General features: G+C 67.5%; 17 protein-coding genes. 9 read left to right on the forward strand and 8 right to left on the reverse strand.

What is annotated here, in order from left to right; all coding sequences use genetic code 11:
• Positions 1 to 53: 53 nt before the first annotated feature.
• Positions 54 to 1,412 carry a protoporphyrinogen oxidase gene (locus tag ACFC06_RS07850; RefSeq protein WP_375928975.1) on the reverse strand — a complete coding sequence of 453 codons (1,359 nt, stop codon included), beginning with the start codon at positions 1,410 to 1,412 and terminating at the stop codon, positions 54 to 56.
• A gap of 208 nt (positions 1,413 to 1,620) precedes the next feature.
• A complete protein-coding gene (gene hemE, locus ACFC06_RS07855) occupies positions 1,621 to 2,676 on the reverse strand; it encodes a uroporphyrinogen decarboxylase (protein ID WP_375928977.1) in 1,056 nt (351 codons plus the stop codon).
• Positions 2,677 to 2,993: 317 nt separating this feature from the next.
• Here hemE and ACFC06_RS07860 point away from each other — a divergent pair, with 317 nt between their 5' ends.
• Together ACFC06_RS07860 and ACFC06_RS07865 are read left to right on the forward strand one after the other, a co-directional pair.
• Complete coding sequence (locus tag ACFC06_RS07860) at positions 2,994 to 3,545, forward strand: DUF3000 domain-containing protein (protein ID WP_375935277.1); 552 nt, start codon at positions 2,994 to 2,996, stop codon at positions 3,543 to 3,545.
• A gap of 22 nt (positions 3,546 to 3,567) precedes the next feature.
• Positions 3,568 to 4,815, forward strand: coding sequence for an HRDC domain-containing protein (locus ACFC06_RS07865; RefSeq protein ID WP_375928980.1), 1,248 nt, complete (start codon positions 3,568 to 3,570; stop codon positions 4,813 to 4,815).
• 890 nt (positions 4,816 to 5,705) lie between these two features.
• On the opposite strand, the gene ACFC06_RS07870 is transcribed toward ACFC06_RS07865, so the two are convergent.
• The 4 genes from ACFC06_RS07870 to ACFC06_RS07885 are packed head-to-tail and all read right to left on the reverse strand — an operon-like array spanning position 5,706 to position 11,413.
• Positions 5,706 to 6,131, reverse strand: coding sequence for an Imm50 family immunity protein (locus ACFC06_RS07870; protein WP_375928982.1), 426 nt, complete (start codon positions 6,129 to 6,131; stop codon positions 5,706 to 5,708).
• A gap of 34 nt (positions 6,132 to 6,165) precedes the next feature.
• Positions 6,166 to 6,561, reverse strand: a complete 396-nt coding sequence (locus ACFC06_RS07875) for an Imm50 family immunity protein (RefSeq protein WP_375928984.1) — start codon at positions 6,559 to 6,561, stop codon at positions 6,166 to 6,168.
• A gap of 8 nt (positions 6,562 to 6,569) precedes the next feature.
• A complete protein-coding gene (locus tag ACFC06_RS07880) occupies positions 6,570 to 11,078 on the reverse strand; it encodes an HNH/endonuclease VII fold putative polymorphic toxin (protein ID WP_375928986.1) in 4,509 nt (1,502 codons plus the stop codon).
• A complete protein-coding gene (locus ACFC06_RS07885; RefSeq protein WP_375928988.1) occupies positions 11,078 to 11,413 on the reverse strand; it encodes a hypothetical protein in 336 nt (111 codons plus the stop codon). The genes ACFC06_RS07880 and ACFC06_RS07885 overlap by 1 nt, the downstream gene beginning before the upstream one ends.
• A gap of 483 nt (positions 11,414 to 11,896) precedes the next feature.
• On the opposite strand from ACFC06_RS07885, the gene ACFC06_RS07890 reads away from it, so the two are divergent.
• From ACFC06_RS07890 to ACFC06_RS07910, 5 genes are all read left to right on the forward strand, one after another.
• A complete protein-coding gene (locus ACFC06_RS07890) occupies positions 11,897 to 12,457 on the forward strand; it encodes a DUF3558 domain-containing protein (protein ID WP_375928990.1) in 561 nt (186 codons plus the stop codon).
• Positions 12,454 to 12,882 (forward strand): hypothetical protein, encoded by a 429-nt coding sequence (locus ACFC06_RS07895; RefSeq protein ID WP_375928992.1) that lies wholly within the window; start codon positions 12,454 to 12,456, stop codon positions 12,880 to 12,882. The genes ACFC06_RS07890 and ACFC06_RS07895 overlap by 4 nt, the downstream gene beginning before the upstream one ends.
• Positions 12,883 to 13,025: 143 nt before the next feature.
• Positions 13,026 to 14,159, forward strand: a complete 1,134-nt coding sequence (locus ACFC06_RS07900; protein ID WP_375928994.1) for a hypothetical protein — start codon at positions 13,026 to 13,028, stop codon at positions 14,157 to 14,159.
• The gene (locus tag ACFC06_RS07905) at positions 14,156 to 14,917 is read left to right on the forward strand and encodes an ESX secretion-associated protein EspG (RefSeq protein WP_375928996.1); all 762 of its coding nucleotides are present in this window, start codon (positions 14,156 to 14,158) and stop codon (positions 14,915 to 14,917) included. Before ACFC06_RS07900 ends, ACFC06_RS07905 begins: the two co-directional genes overlap by 4 nt.
• Before the next feature lie 129 nt (positions 14,918 to 15,046).
• Positions 15,047 to 15,886 carry a class I SAM-dependent methyltransferase gene (locus tag ACFC06_RS07910; protein WP_375928998.1) on the forward strand — a complete coding sequence of 280 codons (840 nt, stop codon included), beginning with the start codon at positions 15,047 to 15,049 and terminating at the stop codon, positions 15,884 to 15,886.
• Between the two features lie 23 nt (positions 15,887 to 15,909).
• On the opposite strand, the gene dxs is transcribed toward ACFC06_RS07910, so the two are convergent.
• A complete protein-coding gene (dxs, locus tag ACFC06_RS07915) occupies positions 15,910 to 17,802 on the reverse strand; it encodes a 1-deoxy-D-xylulose-5-phosphate synthase (protein WP_375929000.1) in 1,893 nt (630 codons plus the stop codon).
• A gap of 292 nt (positions 17,803 to 18,094) precedes the next feature.
• Between dxs and glsA the strand changes: the two genes are divergently transcribed.
• The gene (gene glsA / locus ACFC06_RS07920) at positions 18,095 to 19,903 is read left to right on the forward strand and encodes a glutaminase A (RefSeq protein ID WP_375935281.1); all 1,809 of its coding nucleotides are present in this window, start codon (positions 18,095 to 18,097) and stop codon (positions 19,901 to 19,903) included.
• Positions 19,904 to 19,978: 75 nt separating this feature from the next.
• Positions 19,979 to 20,638, forward strand: a complete 660-nt coding sequence (locus ACFC06_RS07925; RefSeq protein WP_375929002.1) for an SIMPL domain-containing protein — start codon at positions 19,979 to 19,981, stop codon at positions 20,636 to 20,638.
• A gap of 88 nt (positions 20,639 to 20,726) precedes the next feature.
• Here ACFC06_RS07925 and ACFC06_RS07930 read toward each other — a convergent pair whose 3' ends face one another.
• Positions 20,727 to 22,088, reverse strand: a complete 1,362-nt coding sequence (locus ACFC06_RS07930; protein WP_375929004.1) for a class I SAM-dependent RNA methyltransferase — start codon at positions 22,086 to 22,088, stop codon at positions 20,727 to 20,729.
• Positions 22,089 to 22,124: the final 36 nt, after the last annotated feature.

Here is a 22,124-nt window from a genome sequence, read left to right on the forward strand (position 1 = left end):
CGCGGTTCTCGGCCGCATGTCCGGTCACCTGATCCGTGATGACCGGCACGCGGTCACCCGGCGCGCGAGGAGAGGGTCGCCGCGATGCGCTCGGCGGCGGCGGTGCCGGTGGCGACGCAGGCGGGGACGCCGACGCCGTGGAGGTAGGCGCCTGCCACGGCGAGACCGTCGAGGGGGGCCAGGGCGGATTCCAGGGTGGTGATGCGTTCGGTGTGGCCGGGGGCGTATTGGGGCAGGCCGCCGGGCCAGCGTTGGACGACGGTGGCGAGTGGGGTGATCGGGACGCCGGTGACGGTGGTGAGGTCGGCGACGGCGGCGGCGGTGAGGTCGTCGTCGGTCCAGGACAGGGGGGATTCGTCGCCGAAGCGGCCGAAGGAGGCACGGACCAGGGCGACCTCGCGGTCGGCGAGGTGTGGCCATTTGCGGCTGGACAGGGTGAAGGCCTTGGCGCGCAAGGGTTCTCCCGTGGCGACGAGGATGCCGGAGTTGTCCGGCAGGGCGGTGTCGCGGGGCAGGGCCAGTGCGACCAGCGCCGAGGAGGACAGTTCGATTCCGCCTGCGGCCTCGGCGGCCGCCGGTGCCACGTAGTGCAGCAGCCGCGCGGTGACCGGAGCGGGCGTCGCGAGGACGACACCGTCGACGAGGCCGAGCGGATCGACCACCCAGCCACGGGGGGCGGACGCGATCCGGGTGGCCGCGAGGGTGGTGACGATGCGGGCGCCCGAGGCTTCGATCAGCGCGGTGAGCAGCGCACCGTAGCCGTCGCGCAGCCCGCCGAAGACCGGTGCGGTGCTGGGCGCGGGCATCGCCTGCCGGACCGCCTCGGTCAGGCTGGTGGCGCCGCGATCGAGGGCGGCGGCCAGCGTCGGGAGGGCGGCCCTGATGCCGATGGACGCGCTGATCCCCGCGTAGACACCGCCCAGCAGTGGGTCGACGCTGCGGGCCACCACCTGGGCACCGAATCGTTCGGCGACCAGGCCGTGCACGTCGATGTCGCCACCGGGCTCCCAGTGCAGCGGCCGCTGCGGTTCGGCGGCCACTCGGGCGAGGGTCTCCTCGTCGACGAGCCCGCGCAGCGAGTCGGCGTCGGACGGGATCCCCATCAGGGTGCGTCCCGGCAGCGGATGCGCCGCGCCCTGCGCCCACACCAGCGGCCGCTTGCCCGCGGGCCGCACCAGCTGGTCCTCGATGCCGAGCTCCCCCATCAGCTCGATCACCTCGGGCCGGCGCCCGACGAACGCCTCGGCACCGAGATCCAGTGGCTCCCCGGCCAATTCACCGGTGTACAGCACCCCGCCGACCCGTGCGCCCTGCTCGAGCACGACGATGTCGGCGGCGTCCCCCAGCCGCTGCCGCAGCCGGTATGCCGCGACGAGCCCACTGATACCGCCCCCGATAACCGCGATCCGCATACCTCGACCGTAGCCGCGCCCGCACAGCCCGGCGTACTCCGACCCTGTCGGGCGGATCACCCCCCACGTCACCACACGCCTGCGGCGCGGACCACCACCGGAGGCGGGCACGATCACCCCAGGGTCGCCGAGCTGCGACATTCCGCGTACTGCTCGACAGCCCGCTCGAGCGAGCGCAAACCACCGCAGCGCGGTGATCCGGGAGTATCTAGAGCGAGTGCACCAACTCGACCAGCGCCGTCAGCACACCCGGATCGGTATCCGGCAGCACCCCGTGCCCGAGGTTGAAGATGTGCCCGCTCGCCCCGAGCGTGATCGCCTCGTCCGCTTCGCGCGCGATCCGGCGGGTCTCCTTCTCGACCGCGTCGAATCCGGCGAACAGGATCGCGGGATCGAGATTGCCCTGCAAGCCCTTTCCGGCTCCGACCCGCCGCACGGCGTCGGTCAGCGGCACCCGCCAGTCGACACCGACCACGTCGGCGCCGGCCTCGCCCATGGCGCCGAGCAGTTCACCGGTGCCGACACCGAAGTGGAAGCGCGGCACCCCCGCGTCGGCGACCTCGGCGAACACGCGCTCCGAATGCGGCAGCACGAACTCGCGGTAGTCGGCCAGCGACAGCGCGCCCGCCCACGAGTCGAACAGCTGGATCGCGTCCACACCCGCGGCGAGCTGGGCCTGCAGGAAGGCGATGGTGATGTCGGTGAGGGTGCCGAGTAGCGCGTGCCAGGTCTGCGGGTCGGCGTGCATCATCGCCTTGGTGCGCTCGTGCTGCTTGCTCGGCCCGCCTTCGACCAGGTAGGAGGCCAGCGTGAACGGCGCACCGGCGAAACCGATGAGCGGAGTGTCACCGAGCGCGTCGGTCAGCAGCCGCACGCCTTCGGAGACCGCGCCCACCTCCTCGGGCCGCAACCGCGGCAGCGCCCGCACATCGGCCTCGGTGCGCACCGGCGAGGCGATGACCGGGCCGACACCGGGCACGATGTCGAGATCGATGCCCGCGGCCTTGAGCGGAACGACGATGTCGGAGAACAGGATCGCCGCGTCGACGCCGTGCCGGCGGATCGGCTGCATGGTGATCTCACACACCAGCTCCGGGTCGAAGCACGACTCGAGCATGCCGATGCCCTTGCGCAGCTCCCGATACTCCGGCAGCGACCGACCTGCCTGACGCATGAACCAGACCGGGCGCCTGCTGGGCGTCGCGCCGGTGGCGGCGGCCAGGAACGGGGCATCGGTCAACCGGCGGCGGGTGTAAGTGCTCATCACCGCTCATAGTAAGTGACCTGACGACGCTCCCGGCTCACGGTGACGCACCGCACCGATCGCCACCCCACCGGCCGGAAACGGACGAACCGCCCATCACCCGTTCCGCATCGCGCATCGTGCACCGTCAGCGCCCGGAAAATGCATCCTTCGCAACGCGCCCCGCACGCCACGCGCACGGCGGCGCGCCTCCGCGCGCACCGGCCGCCCACCGTCTACGGTTGCTCCTCGTGACACCGCTCGACATCCGCGACGGCGCCGCACCGACCGGGGGAACGCCCCGCGAGCCTGCTTCTTTCCGGGCGGCGGTCGATGCGATGGGCACCGCAACAGTGCACCCCCGAATCGAGCTGGCGCCTATCCGTCCCCCGCAACGGTTGGCGCCGTTCTCCTATGCGCTCGGAGCGGAGGTCACCCACCCCGAAGGCGGCCCGGTGCCCATCGACTCCGAGGGCGACGCCTTCGGCAGGCTGATCCTGCTCCACGACCCGGACGGTGACGAGGCCTGGAACGGCGTGTTCCGCCTGGTCGCCTACATCCAGGCCGACATCGACGCCGCCCTCGCCGCCGACCCACTACTTCCCGAGGTCGCCTGGAGCTGGCTGGTCGACTCGCTGGAGTCGCGCGGCGAGCCGTTCACCGCGCTCGGCGGCACCGTCACCGCGACCAGTTCGGTCCGCTACGGCGACATCGCGGGTCCGCCGCGCGCCCATCAACTGGAGCTGCGCGCGTCCTGGACGGCGATGAACACCGAGATGCGCCGTCACGTGGAGGCCTTCTGCGAGGTGCTCGCGTTCGCGGCCGGACTACCGCCCGCCGGTATCACTCATTTGCGACCGGAGACCTATACCCGCACCGATCGCCCGTGATCGCCACGTAGAGTTCACGGTTATGCCGGTCGCCGAGGAACCCACCGCAGCAGAGCCCCTGCTCGCCCCCGCCGAGGGGGTTCCACCTGTGCTGGCGACCGCGGGCGAGGTCGCCGCGGCCGCCGCCACGATCGCCGCGGGCACCGGCCCGTTGGCCGTCGACGCCGAGCGCGCGTCCGGTTTCCGCTACTCCGCGCGCGCCTATCTGATCCAGTTGCGCCGTGCGGGCGCCGGTTCGTTCCTCATCGACCCGATCCCGATCACCGACGCCCTGACCCCGCTGGCCGAGGCGATCAACGGCCTGGAGTGGGTCCTGCACTCCGCCGACCAGGACCTGCCCGGCCTCGCCGAACTCGGCCTGCGCCCCGCCCGCCTGTTCGACACCGAACTCGGCGGCAGGCTGGCCGGCTACGAACGCGTCGGCCTGGCCGCCATGGTGGAGAACCTGCTCGGCCGCTCCCTGCGCAAAGGCCACGGCGCCGCCGACTGGTCGACCCGCCCGCTGCCCGACGAGTGGCTCAACTACGCCGCCCTCGACGTCGAACTGCTCCTGGAACTGCGCGACACCGTCGCCGCCGATCTCACCACTCAGGGCAAGATCGATTGGGCCGCCGAGGAATTCGAGCACGTGCGCACCCTGGACCCGCCCACCCCCAAGGCCGACCGCTGGCGCCGCACCTCCGGCATCCACACCCTGCGCCGCACCCGTCAGCTGGCCATCGTCCGCGAACTGTGGACCACCCGCGACGGCCTGGCTCGCGCCCGCGACGTGGCCCCCGCCCGCATCCTGCCCGACTCCGCCATCGTCGCCGCCGCGACCGCCGAGCCGCGCACCATCGCCCAACTGCGCAACCTGCCGGTCTTCGGCGGCCCCCGCCAGCGCCGCTACTCCCGCGACTGGCTCGCCGCCGTCGAACGCGCCCGCACCCTCCCCGACAAAGAACTCCCCCCGCTCACCCTCCCCTTCGACGGCCCCCCGCCGGTCAACCGCTGGGAACGCCGCGATCCCGCCGCCGCGGCCCGCCTCAACACCGCCCGCAGCGCCATGGGCAAACTCTCCACCGAATACGCCATCCCGGTCGAGAACCTCCTGTCCCCCGACCTGGTCCGCCGCCTCTGCTGGGACGCCCTGCCCGACTACAAGAACGTCGGCACCCCCGAAGCCCTCGCCGCCCGCATCGAGTCCTTCCTCCACACCGGCGGCGCCCGCCCCTGGCAGCTCACCCTCACCGTCCCGACCCTGACCGAGGCCCTGACCCCGTCGACTTGACGCTCCGTGTCAGACGATCTCGGCGACCCTATAGCTGATACGTCGCCCGAGGACGTGCTGGCTGGAGTACCCGTCAAAGTGATCCGGCTGATTCATCGCCTCGTACACGACCTCCGGTGACCAGGATCCCGGCCCGGGCCCTGTCGGGTGCCCAATCAGGGCTTGGCCCAGAGTTGAGGTCGAGTACACACAGGTCCTCCTCGACCGAGAGCTGAATGCCATCCGAGAAGGCACAATTCGCCCGGCGTCCGTCGTGGAATCGATAGGCCGTGACGCCCTCGATAACAACCTGAACATGTCGCCAGACGACCTTCCCGGCACCGTCACCGCTGTGCCGAGCGACGACGTCGGCCACCGACGCCGTGATCCACACCGTCGCGTCGACCGAGTGCCGCCGGCTCAACTCCACACCGACCAAGGCCCCGGGCAGGGCGGAACGAACAAATTCAAATGCAGGCGATAGCCCTCGCCTGAACTTGGTGTACCGAATCTCCGGCGATTCGATTACCGATCCAGAATCGCGCCTGAAGCAGCCACTTGCTGCCATCATTGAACTCCGGCCCTTGGCCCGAAAAGGGCCCATAATGCCACCAGTCGCTCACAGATACCATGCGGAGATGTCTGCGGCTACGGGGTTATTCGTTTACGAAGGCGTCAATAAGAGTGTCGACCGAAGCGAAGATAAGTAGGCGATTGATCGTCTCCCCCTCGACATCGTCAAGGAACTCCAGTTCACTCTCGGGACGACCAAAGCGGCGGCAGCCGACAGGCCCATCGCACACCCCGAACCCCCCTTCGTGCAATCGACCGGCAAATCCAGTGAGTGGACTCACCTCGGGCCGACGCCTTTGACATTTCCACCCCGGTATCGTTCAAGCACGACTACCCAATTACATACAATCCACACCCCCGCCACCTACTTGGTAAGCGGACAGACTCGATACATTCAGCCGTCCTCCGATTGCATCGATGCGACTGGAGGAACTCCCGGATGTTCGTACTCGTATCGAGTTCACCCCATCGGTAGCGACTGTTGATATATCTAGATCTACAATCGAACGATTGCTGATTCCGATAATCTCCGCATTCGCCACCGCAGACAGTTCCAACTCGATCTGGACAGTATCGAATCGCCCCTCCTTCCATTCGCGTGGCGGATCTTCAGGGAAGTCATTCAGGTCGATCCTCAGCCTCAGCAGGGGGCCGTCACGCTGTAGTTCGATCTCATGAAGAGTCGATGACGTCAGCGATGGAACTTTCTCTTTGAAAATGCCCATCAGGCTGCGGGAGTCATCGAGTAAGTCTATCCAGCCCATCCTACCTCCATATTCGTCGAAGCAACTACGATGCTTAGCATCGATGTGCAGAAATTCGAGACAAATGAACCCTCGTAGCGGTTGCTTCGATTTTTGCAACGCCTTCGACGATTCCTGTCACCCTGATAAGATCAGACCCGGCGACGCAACTTCTCGCAATATTCAAATCGATGGGCTCAGTAATTGCATCTATCGCGATTCTCACGCTTTCAACGCCAGTGAACCAGAGCTCAATTCGTGCAGTGTTGGCTCCAAGCCATTTTCTAGGCGGCCTGGAGGGAAAATTTCGTGTATCGCACACCAACTTCAGCGTTGGTCCGTCGCGATGCAGCCGCGCCGAGTGCAGGGCAGAGCCTTGAAACGAGGGCAGCTCGTTTCCAAAGATTGCACGAATCCCGCGTGAGTCATCGAGAAGGTCGACCCAGGTCATTTGTATCCCTATCTTCGGAACGGGTAGTGATCGAGCGTTCCTTCGACATTACCATTCCGAGTGTTCTCGCTAGGCCGGACATTGAAGTGTGGCCCTTGATCGCCGACGCCCCCTTCACCGTACTGATGTCCAGCGCTATGATCCTGGATGGTAATTCGCCGGCCACTCGGGGTTGTGTAGTCGTATTCTTGCGTCATTATCTCGCGATAATTGCTGTCAAAAATCTGCCGACCATTCCTGTCCGTCATCGGTACACGCCTGAACGCGTCCGGTTGCTGACTGGTCGGTATTCCAGCATCTCGTAGAGCTTGATGAAATGCTTCGCGGCGCGATGGCAACCCCGCATCGGACCCGTCGCCACAATCAAGCCCCAACGGGTCGATCCACGTAACGGGATTGTGCGTGTATGTGTTGGGATTAGGGGCGGGCGCCAAGCCGAGGGGATCCTGGGTGAGATAGCGACCAGTTTCGGGATCATAGTACCGATGGTGATTATAGTGCAGACCAGTTTCTGGGTCGTATTGTTGACCAGGAAAGCGGATCGGTGTTGCTTCAACACCGATCCAGGTGGTCTGGCCCCAGAGGTCGGTTTCAGCGGTTGCATCGACAGACGCCGAATCAACGTTCACCAGGTCGGTGGGGGTGCCGATCAGGTCGGTGACAATGAGGTGGAACACGCGGGCGAGATTCGGGATTCCGTGGCAGGTCGTTTGAGTGAGGGGGGCGCCTGTGGTGGGATGATAGTCCCATGAGGTGACTGCTGCTGACGTGGACTGCTCGATCAGCCCTGTATGGTCCCAGCTGTAGTCGTGACGTTCCAGGATTTCACGGTCACGGGACATACGTTGTTTTGTGGCGCGGCGGCCGTGCGCGTCGTAAGTGTAATGCCACCACTGCCCGTCGGGTGTGTAGATATCGGTTAGTTGGTCGAAGGCATTGTACCGGTAGTGCCAGTGGTCGGGTTTACGAGAGACGCGGGTTGTCTTCTTATGGACAAGACGGCCGCCATCGTCGTAGCGGTAGTGAGTGCGACCCCGGCGTACCAACAGGTTGCGGTAATGCTCACGAGGGGGTTGTGTAGCCATAGCGGCTTCGGAATGGGCGGCACCTGATGATTGCGCCACTGGCGGGGAGCTCAGGCTGGTGGATGGTTCGTCGGTGATGTTGTTGAGAGCGTCGTATGCATACCGGGCGATATTCGCACCACTTCGTCCGACACTGGCGAGGGTGGTGATTCGCCCTGCAGAGTCGAGGTCATAGGTACGAGACATGGTCTGCCGGGCTGCATGGGTGATCTTGTGCTGCGTGACGTATCCGTCTGGGCGCCATTGATATTCGTCATACCGCAGTTGGGAGATCTTGCCGCCGTTGCGATGCATCAAGACAGCGGCAGTGAGATGACCCGCCTTGTCGTAGGCGTGAGTGTGGGCGAGATCCCCGACTCGCCAGCCCACCGAACGGCCGATCCTGTCATAGCCGAGAGCGATTGCGCGGTCATCGGCAGTGACGGTTTTTACCCTGCCGAGTTCGTCGTAATCCCATGCCGTGGTTTTTCCACTCGGCGTCGCGCGAAAGACGGCGCGGCCGTGACGATCGTAGTGAGCCGTGATAGGCGGGCGGTCGTCTAGTTGCTGACTCAGAATTCTCCCGCCGGGGGTTCGCTTGTAGTGCAGTACGTGTTCATCGTCACCGCCTCCACTCGTCGCGGTGCAGAGGTTTCCCGCTGGACTGTAACTGTAGGTGAGGCGTTCTCCAGTTTCGGCGTGGATGCTGGAGAGTAGGCCGAGTTGATTGTAGGAGAGGTGGCGGGGCACCCCACTGGCAGGCGTCACGATCCCGAGTTGGCCCGTAGGCTGATATTGGTATGTGGTGGTAGCTTGATTGAAATCGGATTCGGCGATGAGTCGACCGGATCGGTCGTAGTCGTAAATCCAGGATTGGCCAAGCGGGTTGATGACAGCGGTCAATTGCTGTTCGGTATCGTATTTGTACCTGGTGACAGAACCATCCGTGCCGGTATGGCTTTCCACCATCCCGAAAGGACCATAGGCATAGCTCTGGGTATTGCTGGCACGGTCGGTGTGGCTTTGGATCTTCCCGTTGATGTTCCAACTCCAAGCCTCAGCGTGGCCATCAGGGTCGATCCGTATCAGGGGTTGGCCTTCAGGGTTCCAGGTGTACTGGGTGGTGTCACCATCCGAGTTCGTGATGGCAATAGGACGGGCGAAATGATCGCGTACGATGCGCGACGAGTAGGTGAGTCCGATTTCAACCACAACCGGGAGCCCCGCTGAATCGACCTCTATAGTCTTCGAAATAGATCCTGACTCGGTAATCGACTCGAGTGCACCATTGCTGTGGTAGGTGTATCGGCGCGCGACCCCGTCTGGGTCGATGCAATTGGCGAGTTCACCGCGATCATCGTAGTGGTAGGTGGTGACCGCACCGTCAGCGTCGGTAATCGTGGCTGGCCGGTTGCGGGCGTGGTAGCTGATCCGGATCTCGGTACTGTCGGGGCGAACGATTTTTACGACGTTGTTGTTGCGATCGCGGTACACACACGTGGTCGCGAGGTCTGGCTCGACGATGCGAAATGGACGCCGTGATTCCATGTCGACGTAGTCCGTACGGGTTGCGGCGCCGTGGGGGTCGGTTTCGACGAGGAGGCGTTTCTGGGAGTCGAATTCGTAGGTCCAGGACGCGCCGACGGAGTTGACAACGTGGGTTCGGGTGCCTTGCCCTGCCGGCAGGGTTTCGTAGGAAACAGTGGCGTTGAGGATGCCGTCGGTACCTTCTTGGCGGACGATCCGGCCCAGTTCGTCGTAGGTGTTGGCGAAGTGGGTGTTGTCGGGGTCGCGCCAGGTGAGCATGCGGTGAGCGCGGTCGTAGGTGTAGTGGGTGGTGGCCCCGACGCTGTTAGTGACTACGACGAGATCGCCTGCCTGGTAGGCGAATTCACGTAGCAGGGTGGAGACGGGGGTGCCGTGTTCGTCGGTGCCGTCGACGGTGATGGTGGTGACGCGGTCTTCGGCGGTGGTGAAGGTGACGTGGTAGCCGCCGGAGGAGGTGAGGTGGCTGGGGTGGCGGTTGGGGTGGTAGTGGTGGCGGATCCAGTTGTCGTGGCGGTCGGAGATGCCGGCGATCGGGTAGTCGCCGAGGGCTTCGGACTCGGGGTCCAACGCGGCGAAGTGCCAGGTGATTTCGCGTTCCGGGTCGTGGATGCGGTAGCCGTGGCCGGTGAGGGTCAGCGGCCAGGGATGGTCACCGTGTTGCGGCACGACCTCGAGGCCGGGGGCGGTGTGGGGGTAGGACAGCAGCATGCCGTCTTCACCGATGAAGGTGACCCCGGCGTGGTCGACGATGAGCCGCATGTCCAGGAAGGTCGACCAGGACGGGCCGAACCAGCGTCCGTAGCGATAGTTGGAGCGGTGGCGCCGCCACAACACGACCGGCAGGATGCCGGGTAGTTCCAGATCGACGATCGGGACGAAGTACTCCCCGGTGGCCATGTCGACCGGTTCGATTCGCCCGCAGGTGCCTTTCGCGTCCTGGGTGTCGGGGGAATCGCCTTTGCGTGCCTGGTTCGGGGCGCCGGAGTTGGTGTCGCTGGGGTCGCGTGGGGTGTTGGGGCTGTCCGGGGTCGAGGCGGGACTGGTGTCGTCGCCTTTGGTTCCGGCGGGAGTCGTGTCGGGGGAATCGCTGTCGCCGCCTTTGCCTTTCGGCTTGGTCGAGGCGGGGGTGGTGTCGGCGTTCTTGCCGCCGGTCTTGGTCTTCTTGAACGCTTTGGAGATGTCACCGAACGCCGATTTCAGCTTTTTCAGCAGCGGCATCAGCTTCGACATCGTCTTGGCGAGCTTGGAGAACAGTTTCGAGATCATCGCGGTGGTCTTGGCGATGTAGGCGGTGGCCTGGACCGCGATCACCGGGGTGGCCAAACCGAGGGAGAACACCGCCTCGGCCGCCCAGACCGCCAGACGCGCCACCGTTTGGGAGACCAGGTCACGCACGGTTTGGCGGACCGCGGCCACCACACCGCCGGCCAGCCGGATCGCTGATGCCGCTGTCGTGGCCGCGCCCGAGGCGGCCGAGAGCAGGTTGGTGGTGTCGCCGGCGTGGGATTTGTAGGCGGTCGCGGCTTGGCCGGTCCAGTCGGCGACGTCTTTCTCGACGGCGGATTTCTGGGTGTTGGCTACTTCGGTGATGCGGGTGGCGACGTTGTCCCAGGTTTTGGCGTAGGCCTCGATCTGGTCGGGATCACCGGCGATCCAGTTCAGTGCTTTCTGCAGGGGTTCGCAGTGTTCGATGAGCCAGCCGACACCGTAGGAGGCCAGGGTCCCCAGGGGGTCGACAGCCATAGAGAACAGGTCCGCGGCGCCGCCGAGGACCCCGAGGCCTGCCTCGATCCAGGAACCGGAGGAGATCGCGTCGGAGACACCGGTCACGGTCTCGATGCAGCTGATGCCGCTGTAGGCGGTGGTGGAATCTTCTTTGGCTGCGATCAGCGGGTTGGCAGCCATTACAGACCCGACTCCTGCGACTTCAACGCGGCGGCGTTGGTGGTGTCGCGGGTGGTGAACGAGTCCACGACGGTGGACAGGTTGGTGCTGGTGGTGGTGGTGAAGGAATCGATCGCGGCTTGGATGGCGTCGATGCCGTCGGTTTCGACCGAGTCGACGAACAACGGGCCGAGGAAGGCACAGATCTTGCCGAAGGCGTCGGAGGGGGCCGAGACGGCTTGGGCGGCTTCCAAGGCTTCGGTCAGCCCGGAACCGGCAGTGGTGATGTTGGTGGCGTGGGTTTTGATCTGGTCGGGGGAGATGTTGATTTCCCCGGCACCGCCTGCACTTGTCATCGTTGTCCCACCCCTGTGAATCCTTGTTCCACCCGGTCGGCGGGTGTTGCCCTCCCCCGACCTGCAGTGTTCGTTCTGGCCGTCCAGCTGAAGGCTGCTGGTCGATGAGCTATGGCACGAAGTGCCGACCATCGAGCCTAGCGGAGGCTGTCGGGTGCGACGCTGTTGTGAATTCGACGGAACCAGGGGGTGATTCGGTGCGTCTAAGGGTCTCGGCGACAGCAACAGGGCTACACGGAGGTGCAATGTTGTCATTGATCGGATCTCCGGGGTCGAGATCCCGGAGAGGCGAGGAGGGCGGTTGACGAATCGTTCGGGCGATGTGGTGTGGGGCAGGTTCGATGGCTTGGCAGGGACAGAGGCCAGGGGGTGGGTTGGATGTCGTAAGGTGGGCGGGATCTGTGGCGGTCGGGTGCGGGGAGCGCTCGGGCGTCTCGGGGGCTGGGCCGTGGGGTCTGGGCCGGTGGAACGGGGAGACGGAGGATGTTCGTGCGGCGACGGTCTGTGGTGGTGGCTTCGGTGATGTGTGGAGTGCTCGCGGTGGCGGGGTGCTCGACGACAGAGGAAGGGAAGGCTCAGCCGAGCTCGACTACTGATGTGGCGGCGGCTACCGCGGCGTTGTGGGATCCGTGTTCGGAGATTCCCGAGTCGACGTTGACCGGGCTCGGGTTGAACCCCGGTTCGAAGCGGTCCGGGATCCTTGGGGCTGAAGAGCCAGGGTGGAAAATTTGCAGCTGGGAGGACGATTCCTTTCCATCGAACTATGGTGTCGGGGTTTACTCAACGATTTACACAATCGATGATCTCCGCGCCAAGCCGGAAAACATCGATTTCCAGGAAATGACAATCGCCGGACGCAATGGAGTGCACTACCGGCAGAGTCACTACGAATCGGACGAGGATTGCGCGTTCGCATTCCAGACCAAAACTGGATTAGTGCAGGTAGACCTCCTGCAGACAAGCTCTAAACGCAATCGCAGCGCACAACCATGCGACCTGCTTCAGCCAATCGCTGATGCACTTGTTCCACTTTTTCCACAGTGATCCTGACTGAACAAAAAAAGGGGGTAGCCATGGCCGCAAATGAAGAAAAGTCACGATGGCAGTTCCTCAATGAGGAAGCCAAGGCTGGACGTCTCTACTTGGACGCGTCGGTTGCGAAAAGTTGCCGTGACGCAAGCAACAAGCAGATCGACCTCTTCAAAACTCTGAAGGGTGACCTCAGGAGGTTGTCGACGGTCACCGGACTCGGCCGCTTCAACTGCTCCGATCAACTTGCCAAGATGCTCGGCATGAAAGCCGTTGGCGGCGAGCGTGACTTCGACACCGCGTTCACCGAGCACATCGAAGTCCTCGAGCTGATCCGCGACACCATCGAGATCTCGGTGAAGAAGTACGAGGACCAGCAGCTCGCGCAGACCGCGGCGACGAACAACAAGGCCGATGATCTCGACAACGGGGGTAAGTGATGGCTCTTCCCGCAATCCTCGCGGCTGCGGCGGTGGTCGGCGGTGCCTATGCGGGCTTGTCGTCGTATGCGAACGGGACGAAACCGGAGCGGTCGACCGATGAGAGTCCGGATGCGACGATCGCGCGGAATCGGCTGGCGGACTTGAAGAACGGGTTCGACGGGGAGTATCAGGGCTCGCAGGTCAATGATTACGAAGAGCCGACCACGATGTCGGATCTGTACGAGCGGGTGCAGGCGATGAATGTCGCGGATATCACCACTCTGCATACGCGGTGGGAGTCGTTGCGGAATCAGCTCGAAACCGGGTTCAAGACCTACGACGCGGAGATCAGCAAGGCGATCGCGGAGAAGTGGAGTGGGAACGCGGCGGCCAGTGCGGGTGAGGGGATCTCGCAGTACGTGGAGAAGTCCGGGAGTCTGCTGACCTCGGCGCAGATGGTCGCGGAGAAGGTGAAACTGGTGAAGTCGGCGGCGCAGGTCACCAAGGATCGGGTGCAGCCGCACGAGAGTTCCACGACGAGCAAGGTCCTCAGCTACGTTCCCGGTCCCACCTGGAAGATGGACAGCCACAACGAGGAGACCGCGAAAGCCGAAGGGGCGGAAGTGGTTCGGGGGGTGTTCTACAAGGCGGTCGGAGAGGCCGATACGCAGGTGCCGAAGGTGCCGCAGCCGTACAACCCGGTCAACAAGGACACCGATACGCCGGGTGGGGGGACGAAGCCGGACGGGTCGACGAACAAGCCGACCACCCAGCAGCCGACTACCCAGCAGCCCACCACGCAGCAGCCGACGACCGAGCAGCCCACCACCGAGGACCCGGCCGACGACGGGGACGACAACGACGACGACACCTCGCCGTCGAGCACGATTCCGGCCACCACCACGCCGGAGACGCCGACCACTCCGACGACGCCCACCACGCCGGGGACCACGCCCGCGGGCACGCAACCCGCGGGGACCAGCGGACTGCCCACCGGTGGGTCGCCCGGTGGCGGGACGCCGGGCGGTGGCACGCCGGGTGCGACGCAGCCGGGGTCGCCGGGTGGCACCGGCAAGCCGAACGGGGCCGGTGCGGGCACGAGTGCGGGGAGCGCGGGCCGCAACGGCATGGCGGGCATGGGCGGTATGGGTGCGGGCGGTGCGCGGGGCAAGGGCGACGACGACAACGAGGTCGGGACCAAGGACTACCTGATCAACCAGCAGAACGGCGAGGAACTGACCGGGCTGTCGGAGGATCAGCGGGCGCGGACGGTGCCGCCGGTGATCGGCGAATGAGCGGGCAGTGGCAGTTCAGCCCGCTGGGGTTCACGGTGCTGATGCGGTCGGTGCAGCGCGATGTGCTGCCGTATCCGTTGCAGACCTACACCGAGGCGGAGACGGTCGACGACTACGACCGGCAGTGGCAGCATGAGGCGCAGCGGATCCTGCCGCTGTGGGACGCGTCGATGGAGACCGCGCTGCGGATCCTGCTGGCGCCGGAGGCGCGGTTCGAGCTGGCCGGATACGGCGACGGGGAGAAGCTGCGGTCGTTCGCGGCAGTGCACGAGCAGTCGACGGTGCTGGTCGAACAGCAGCGGGTGCCGGTGGATCGCGACGGGGGTGACATCCGGATGACGTTGCTCGAGACCGCGGCGCTGCCGGACAAGCTCGTGGCGCGGTTGCCGCGGGCGGCGGCGGGCTCCGGGGACGTGTTCACGATGAACACCGACGAGCTGGACGAGGAGACGCCGTACGACCCGTGGGCGGCGGATCGGCGCACTCCGCAGCAGAAGGCCGACGCGTTCTTCGGGCGGCCGCGCTCGACGCTGGTGTATGTGGCCGGGTATCCGGGTGCGGCGGTGGACAATCGGCCGGAACCGGGCCAGGGCTTCCATGTGATGGATTTCCCGGACGGGCGCTACCTGGTGACCGAGCGGGGATCGATGGTCGAGGCGCGGCCCGCCGATACCGCGCAGGTGCGGCAGGCGCTGGTGCGGGTGATGAAGTCGGCCATCGCGATCTATCGGGAGGACAACGAGCCGGCGTACCGGTAGCAGGCGGCTGGTCCCGCAGCCGATCGGGCGGGATCGGCCGGATCGATGAGGGCGGGGAAAATCCGTCGACGCTGGAGCGGCCCGGAACTAGCGTGGGGCTCGCCGTGTTGCCGTCGAAGGAGATTCGCTGTGTCCGAAGTCGAGGCGATCGCCGCCAATCGCGCGAACTGGGACGATCGGGCCGAGGTGCACGTGCGGTCGCGGATGTACGACGTGGACGCCTTCCTGGGCGACCCGCAGGCCGTCTCGTCGGTGGTGCGCAATGATCTGGCGGTGCTGGCTGCGCACCTGCCGGAGGGCGGGATCGTCGGCCGGTCGCTGCTGCATCTGCAGTGTCATATCGGGACCGACACCGTGTCGTGGGCCCGGTTGGGGGCGGTCGAGGTGCACGGGCTGGATCTTTCGCCGAATTCGCTGCGGCACGCGGCGCGGATCGCGGCGGCCGACGGGCGCGACATCGGCTGGGTGGAGGGGGACGCGCGGTTCGCGTCCTCGGTGATCGAGCGGCACTTCGATGTGGTGGTGACGAGTGCGGGCACGATCGTGTGGCTGCCCGAGCTGACGGCGTGGGCGCGCTCGATTCGCGACCTGCTCGCGCCGGGTGGCGTGTTCCTCGTGCGCGACGATCACCCGATTCTGGGTGCGCTGGACTTCACGCCGTGGGAGATCACCGACGACTACCTGTCCGGTGGCGGGGTGCGCACGTATTCGGATTCGGGGACCTATACCGAGGATTCGTCGGGGACCATCACCCACACCACGAACCACGAGTGGCGCCACGACCTGGGCGAGGTCGTCGGGGCGCTGGTGGGCGCCGGGCTGGTGATCGAGGCGCTGGTGGAACTGCCCTACATGGACTGGCGCCCGTTCGACGAACTGGTCCCCTGCCCGCAGGGCTGGACCCTGCCGGAGGGCAAGCCACGGATCCCGCTGAACTTCGCGGTGGTGGCCCGGCGCCCCCTCAGCTGAGCCCAGCCCCCGGGACGGCGGGGTTACCGGAGCCAGCCGCCGACGCGCTGAGCGATGGCTTCGGCGGTGAGACCGAGATCGTCGAGGATCTCGGCGCGGGAGGCATGGTCGAGGAACTGTTGCGGCACACCGAGATTGCGGGTGGGCACGTCCAGGCCGGCCTCGCGCAGGCGCGCCGAGATCGTCGAGCCGATGCCGCCGTGCAGGCCGCCGTCCTCGACGGTGACGACGAGACGGTAGTTCTCGGCGAGCTTGACCAGGGTGTCGGAGACCGGCAGGACCCAGCGCGGGTCGACGACGGTGACCGAGATGCCCTGCGGCGCCAGCAGTTCGGCGACCTGCATGGCCGTCTCGGCGAACGGGCCGACGGCGACGAGCAGCACGTCACCGTGCTGGGACTGGGTGGAGCCACCGCCGGGGACGGCGGGGCGCAGCACGTCGACCCCATCGAGACGTTCGACCGCGGTGATGTCCTCGGCGACGCTGCCCTTCGGGAAGCGCAGCACGGTCGGGCCGTCGGTGACGGCGAGGGCCTCGGCGAGTTCCTCGCGCAGGGTGGCGCCGTCGCGCGGGGCGGCGACGCGGATGCCGGGGACGATGCCGAGCAGGGAGAAATCCCACATGCCGTTGTGGCTGGCGCCGTCGGGGCCGGTGATGCCCGCGCGGTCGAGCACGACGGTGACGGGCTGCTTCAGCAGGGCCACATCCATGAGCAGCTGGTCGAAAGCGCGGTTGAGGAAGGTCGAGTAGATGGCCACGACCGGGTGCATGCCGCCCAGGGCCAGGCCCGCGGCGGAGGTCATCGCGTGCTGTTCGGCGATGCCGACATCGAACATGCGCGCGGGGAACCGCTCGCCGAAGGCGGCCAGGCCGGTGGGGCCGGGCATGGCGGCGGTGATGGCGACGATGTCGTCGCGGCGGGTGGCGTGCTCGACGAGTTCCTCGGAGAACACCGCGGTCCAGCCCTTGGCCTTCTTGCCCGCCAGCGGGCGGCCGGTGAGCGGGTCGATCGGATCGCAGGCGTGCATCTGGTCGGCGACGTGGTTCTCGGCGTGCTCGTAGCCGTTGCCCTTGCGGGTGACCACGTGCACGACGACGGGGCCGCCGAAGTCCTTGGCGCGGCGCATGGCCGCCTCGAGCGCGACGAGATCGTGGCCGTCGACGGGGCCGACGTACTTCATGCCCAGATCGCCGAACAGTTCCTGCGGGCTCACCGCGTCCTTGATCCCGGCCTTGAGCGCGTGGACCATCGAGTAGGCCGAATCCCCCACGGCGGGAATGCTTTTCAGGATGCGTTTGCCGGTGTCGAGGGCGTGCTCGTAGGCGGGCTGGGTGCGCAGGGCGGTGAGCCGGTCGGCCAGGCCGCCGATGGTGGGGGCGTAGGAGCGGCCGTTGTCGTTGACCACGACCACCACGGGACGATCGGGGGCACCGGCGATGTTGTTGAGGGCCTCCCAGCACATGCCGCCGGTGAGCGCGCCGTCACCGACGACCGCGACGACGGTGCGGTTGCGGTCGGTCAGCGAGAAGGCCTTGGCCAGGCCGTCGGCATAGGACAGGGCGGCCGAGGCGTGCGAGGACTCGACCCAGTCGTGCTCGCTCTCGGTGCGGCTCGGGTAGCCGGACAGGCCGTCGCGCATGCGCAGCGAGTCGAAGCGGTCCTTGCGGCCGGTGAGGATCTTGTGGACGTAGGCCTGGTGACCGGTGTCGAAGATCAACGGGTCGGCCGGGGAGTCGAAGACACGGTGTAGCGCGATGGTCAGCTCGACGACACCTAGGTTGGGGCCGAGGTGTCCTCCGGTGGCGGCGACCTTCTGCACGAGGAACTCGCGGATCTCCTCCGCCAGTTCGCGCAGTTGCGGCACGCTCAGCCGGCGCAGATCTTCGGGTGAATCCACCCGCGACAGCACTCCCACCTGAACTCGCTCCCTCCGGACAACATCACTGATGCGCCCAGTGTATTTGTCCGCGCGACCGGCCCCGGCTCGCGGGCCCTTCCGGCGTCGGCGTTTTCCATGGTCGCGGTCGCGCCGATCGGGCCCGGGCGGGCCGCTGATCTGCGTGCGGGCGCCGGCGACGGCTCCCGGGGCGCTGTGAGGGCAGTCTCCCGCGCGTCCCGCCGACGGGTGCGAGCGGGAGACCTACAGTGACGCTGTGACCGAACCGGAGGGTGTTGCGCGCACGATCGACCCGGGTGTGGTCGCGGGGATGCTCGACGAGGTGTACGCGGCCTGCCGCGCCGACAGCTCGGGCGCGCCGGCCGACTACATCCCGGAGCTGGCCGCGGTCGACCCCGACGCGTTCGGGTTGTGCCTGGCCACCGCCGACGGGCTGGTCTACCGGGTGGGCAGCACCGATACCGGCTTCACCATCCAGTCGATCTCCAAACCGTTCACCTACGCGCTGGCGCTGGCCGACAACGGTATCGACGGGGTCGCCGCGCACATCGACGTCGAGCCCTCGGGTGAGCCGTTCAACGAGATCAGCCTGGAGCCCGACACCCAGCGGCCGAGCAATCCGATGATCAATTCCGGGGCGATCACGGCGGCCTCGCTGATCCACGGGCGCGACGCCGAGGAGAAGTTCGAGCGCGTTCGCCGCAGCTACTCCCGGTTCGCGGGGCGCGAGCTGCGGATGGATCCGGCGGTGTACGAGTCGGAGGCGCGCACGGGGTATCGCAATCGCGCGATCGGGTACATGCTGCGCTCGGTCGGGATTCTCGACGTCGATCCCGACGACGCGGTGGACCGGTACTTCCGGCAGTGCTCGCTCGAGGTGACCTGCGAGGACCTGGCGGTGATGGCGGCGACGCTGGCCGACAACGGGGTCAACCCGAGGACCAGGGAGCGTGCGCTGTCGGCGCCGATGACCGAGCGGGTGCTCAGCGTGATGACGACCTGCGGCATGTACAACGCGGCGGGCGACTGGGTGACGACGGTGGGACTGCCCGCCAAGAGCGGCGTCGGCGGCGGGATCATCGCGGTGCTGCCGGGGCAGCTGGGGATCTCGGTGTACTCGCCGCGGCTGGACTCGCACGGCAACAGCGTGCGCGGGGTGGCCGCCTGCCGGGAGCTGTCGCGGCGGCTGGAACTGCACTTCTGCCATGTGACCCGCTCGGCGCGCACGGCGATCCGCGCCGACTACTCGGTGGCGCAGGTGCCCTCGCGGCTGCGGCGCCCGGCCGAGGACGCCCGGCTGCTCGACGCGCACGGCGACCGGGCCCGGGTCTGCGAACTCCACGGTGACCTGCTGTTCTCCGGTGCCGAGCGGGCCGTGCGGGCCATCGAGGCCAAGGCGGGTTCGCTCGACGCGCTGGTGATCGACCTGCGCCGGGTCGGTGACGTCAGCGCGGTGGCCCGCGAGATGCTGGAGAAGCTGCAGGCCACGCTGGTGGGCCGGGACATCCGGGTGGCGCTGGTGGACCCGGAGGCCAAGCTCGGGCACGAAGTGTCCAGCCTCGATCCCACGGACCCGCGCGGGCGGGTGTTCATCGACCGCGACACCGCGACCGAATGGTGCGAGGACATCGTCCTGGACCGCTTGCGGCCCGCCGGGGCGCAGGCGCACCGGTCGCTCACGCTCGACGAACATCCACTGCTCGCCGGGCTGGACCGGGACGACCGGGAACGGCTCGTCCAGGACTTCGAGTGCCGCACGCTGGCGCGCGGGGAAGTGATCGCCGAGCGGGGCGACGCGCGCTCGGGGCTGTATCTGATCCTGGACGGGCGGGTGCGGATGACCTTCGCGGGCACCGACGGGCACGCGCACCGGCTGGTGACGCTGTCGGCGGGGATGTCGTTCGGGGAGATCCCGCTGTTGCTCGGGGAGGCGTTCGTCAACGATGTCGTCACCGAGACGACGGTGCGGGTGGCGGTGCTGAGCCCGGCCGCCTTCGACGCGCTGGCCGCGGATCATCCGCAGCTGAAGCTGGCCTTGTTGCAGCGGCTGGCGGCGGGCGCGTACGCACAGATGGACGCGGCGCTGCGGACGTTGTCGGGCAATGCGAGCAACTACTGAGTCCGGGCGGCGGAACCCGGGGCGGGCGTGGGACGTTGGGCAGCACAGGATCGTTTCGACCGACGGGAGCAGCGCGTGGGCAAGAAATCCGGGCAGGCGAGCGTCACGATGTTCGGGCGCGGCACGGTGCGCGCGGTCCCGGATCTGATCCGGGTCACGCTGTCGGTCGAGTCGCGGGCCGCGACGGTCGCGGCCGCCTACGACCGCGCGGGTGAGCGCGTGAACGCGGTGGTGGCGGCGCTGCGCGCGGCGGGAGTGGGCGACGCGGACATGGCCACGAGTGGGTTGAGTGTGCGCACCGAGACCGTCTACACCGACAACGGGCGCACCGAGATCACCGGCTATCTGGCCACCACCGGGTTGAGTGTGGCGCTGCGCGAGAGTACCGAGCCGGCGCAGGCAGTGGCCGCGGCGGTGACCGCAGGCGGCGACGACGTCCGGCTCGGCGGGCTGACCAGGACGATCGCCGATCCGGAGCCGCTGCTCGCGCAGGCGCGCGATGCCGCCTTCGACGAGGCGAAGACCAAGGCCGAGCAGTACGCGGCCAGGGCGGGCATCGCGCTGGGCGCGGTCGTGCGGATCGTCGAGGACACCGGGTCCGCTCCCCCACGCGCCTACGAGATCGCCGGCGACATGGCGCCGATGCGGATGGCCGCCAGTAGTTCCCCGGTGCCGGTGGTGCCGGGCGAGACCGAGATCGGGGCGACGGTGCAGGTCACCTGGGCTCTGGACTGAACAGGCAGGGCGGAATCCACCGCACACCGCACGGTGCGCCCCCTCTGCTGTCGCGCATGGTGTCTCGGCACTCGCCCGGCGGCGTTCGTCAGCGGTCGAGCAATGCCACGCATTCCACGTGGTGGGTACCCGGGAAGGCGTCGAAGGCGCGCAGCTCGGCCAGGTGGTAGCCGGCGTCGAGATACAGGCCGAGGTCGCGGGCGAACGAGGCCGGGTCGCAGCCGATGTGGATGATGCGGCGCGGGTCGGCGTCGGCGACGGCGGCGACCACCTCCTTGCCCGCGCCCGCGCGCGGCGGGTCGAGGACGACGACATCGGGAGTGCCGGTGGCGGCGCGGGCCCAGCGTTCGACCCGGTCGGTGCGCAGTTCGAGCCAGGGCAGGTCGCGCAGGGCGGCGGTGCCGTCGGCGACGGCGCCACGGGCGGATTCCACCGCGGCGATCGCGCCGGTCTGCCCGGTCTGCTCGGCCAGGCGGGCGGCGAACACGCCGACACCGCTGTAGAGATCCCAGCCCGAACCGCCGGGGGCCAGGCCCGACCAGTCGGCGACGAGGTCGGAATAGCATTGCGCGGCACGGTGATGCGCCTGCCAGAAGCCGGTCGCGGCGAGTTCCCAGCGTCTGCCCGCCACGTATTCCACCGCGCGGCCGGTGCCCGCCAGCACCCATTCCTCGCGCGGGGCGTTGGTGGCCGACTTGCGGGCCGCGGCACGGTCGCGGATCGCGCCGTGGTCGTCGCGCGCGGGGGCACCGGAGTGTCGGCGGCGGGCCGGATGCTGCCCGCGGCCGCGGGTCGCGCCGCGCGGGGTGGCCGGGCGGCCGCCGGGACGGGTGGTGTCGTCGGCGGCGGCCAATTCCACGATGTGGCGCACGTCGTCGCCGTCGACGGCGACGACCAGGTCGCTGCCGGGGGTCCAGGCGCGGTCGGCGATGCCGTCGAGGGCACCCGCGACCGGTTGCGGGCAGCGCAGGTCGGGCAGGACGGCGGTGCTGCGGTAGCGGTGCACGCCGGCGCGGCCCGCGTCGTCGACGACCAGGCGCACCCGGGTGCGCCAGCCGCCGGTCACCGCGGGGTCCTCGCCCGCGATCGGCTCCACGGCGAACTCGGGTTCGATACCGGCCAGCCTGCGCAGTTGCTCGGCCACGACCGTGGTCTTGAGCGCGCGCTGGGCGGCGGGGGTGGCGAAGGAGAAATCGCAGCAGCCCGCGCCGCCGGGGCCCGAGACCGGGCAGGTGGCGGGAACGCGGTCCGGGGACGCCTCGATGATCTCGACGGCGTCGGCGCGGCAGAACGAGCCGCCGCGGTCCTCGGTGACCCGCGCGCGCACCAGCTCGCCGGGCAGGCCGTGGCGCACGAACACCACACGGCCGTCGTGCCGTCCGACACAGAATCCGCCGTGGCCGGGCGGGCCCAGCCGGATCTCGAATTCCTGTCCGCGCCAGTCACTCACGAGGGATACCTGCTCACTGTCTCGACCTGCGCGCGG

It is taken from the genome of Nocardia sp. NPDC056064 (assembly GCF_042266925.1).
Classification (GTDB): Bacteria; Actinomycetota; Actinomycetes; order Mycobacteriales; family Mycobacteriaceae; genus Nocardia.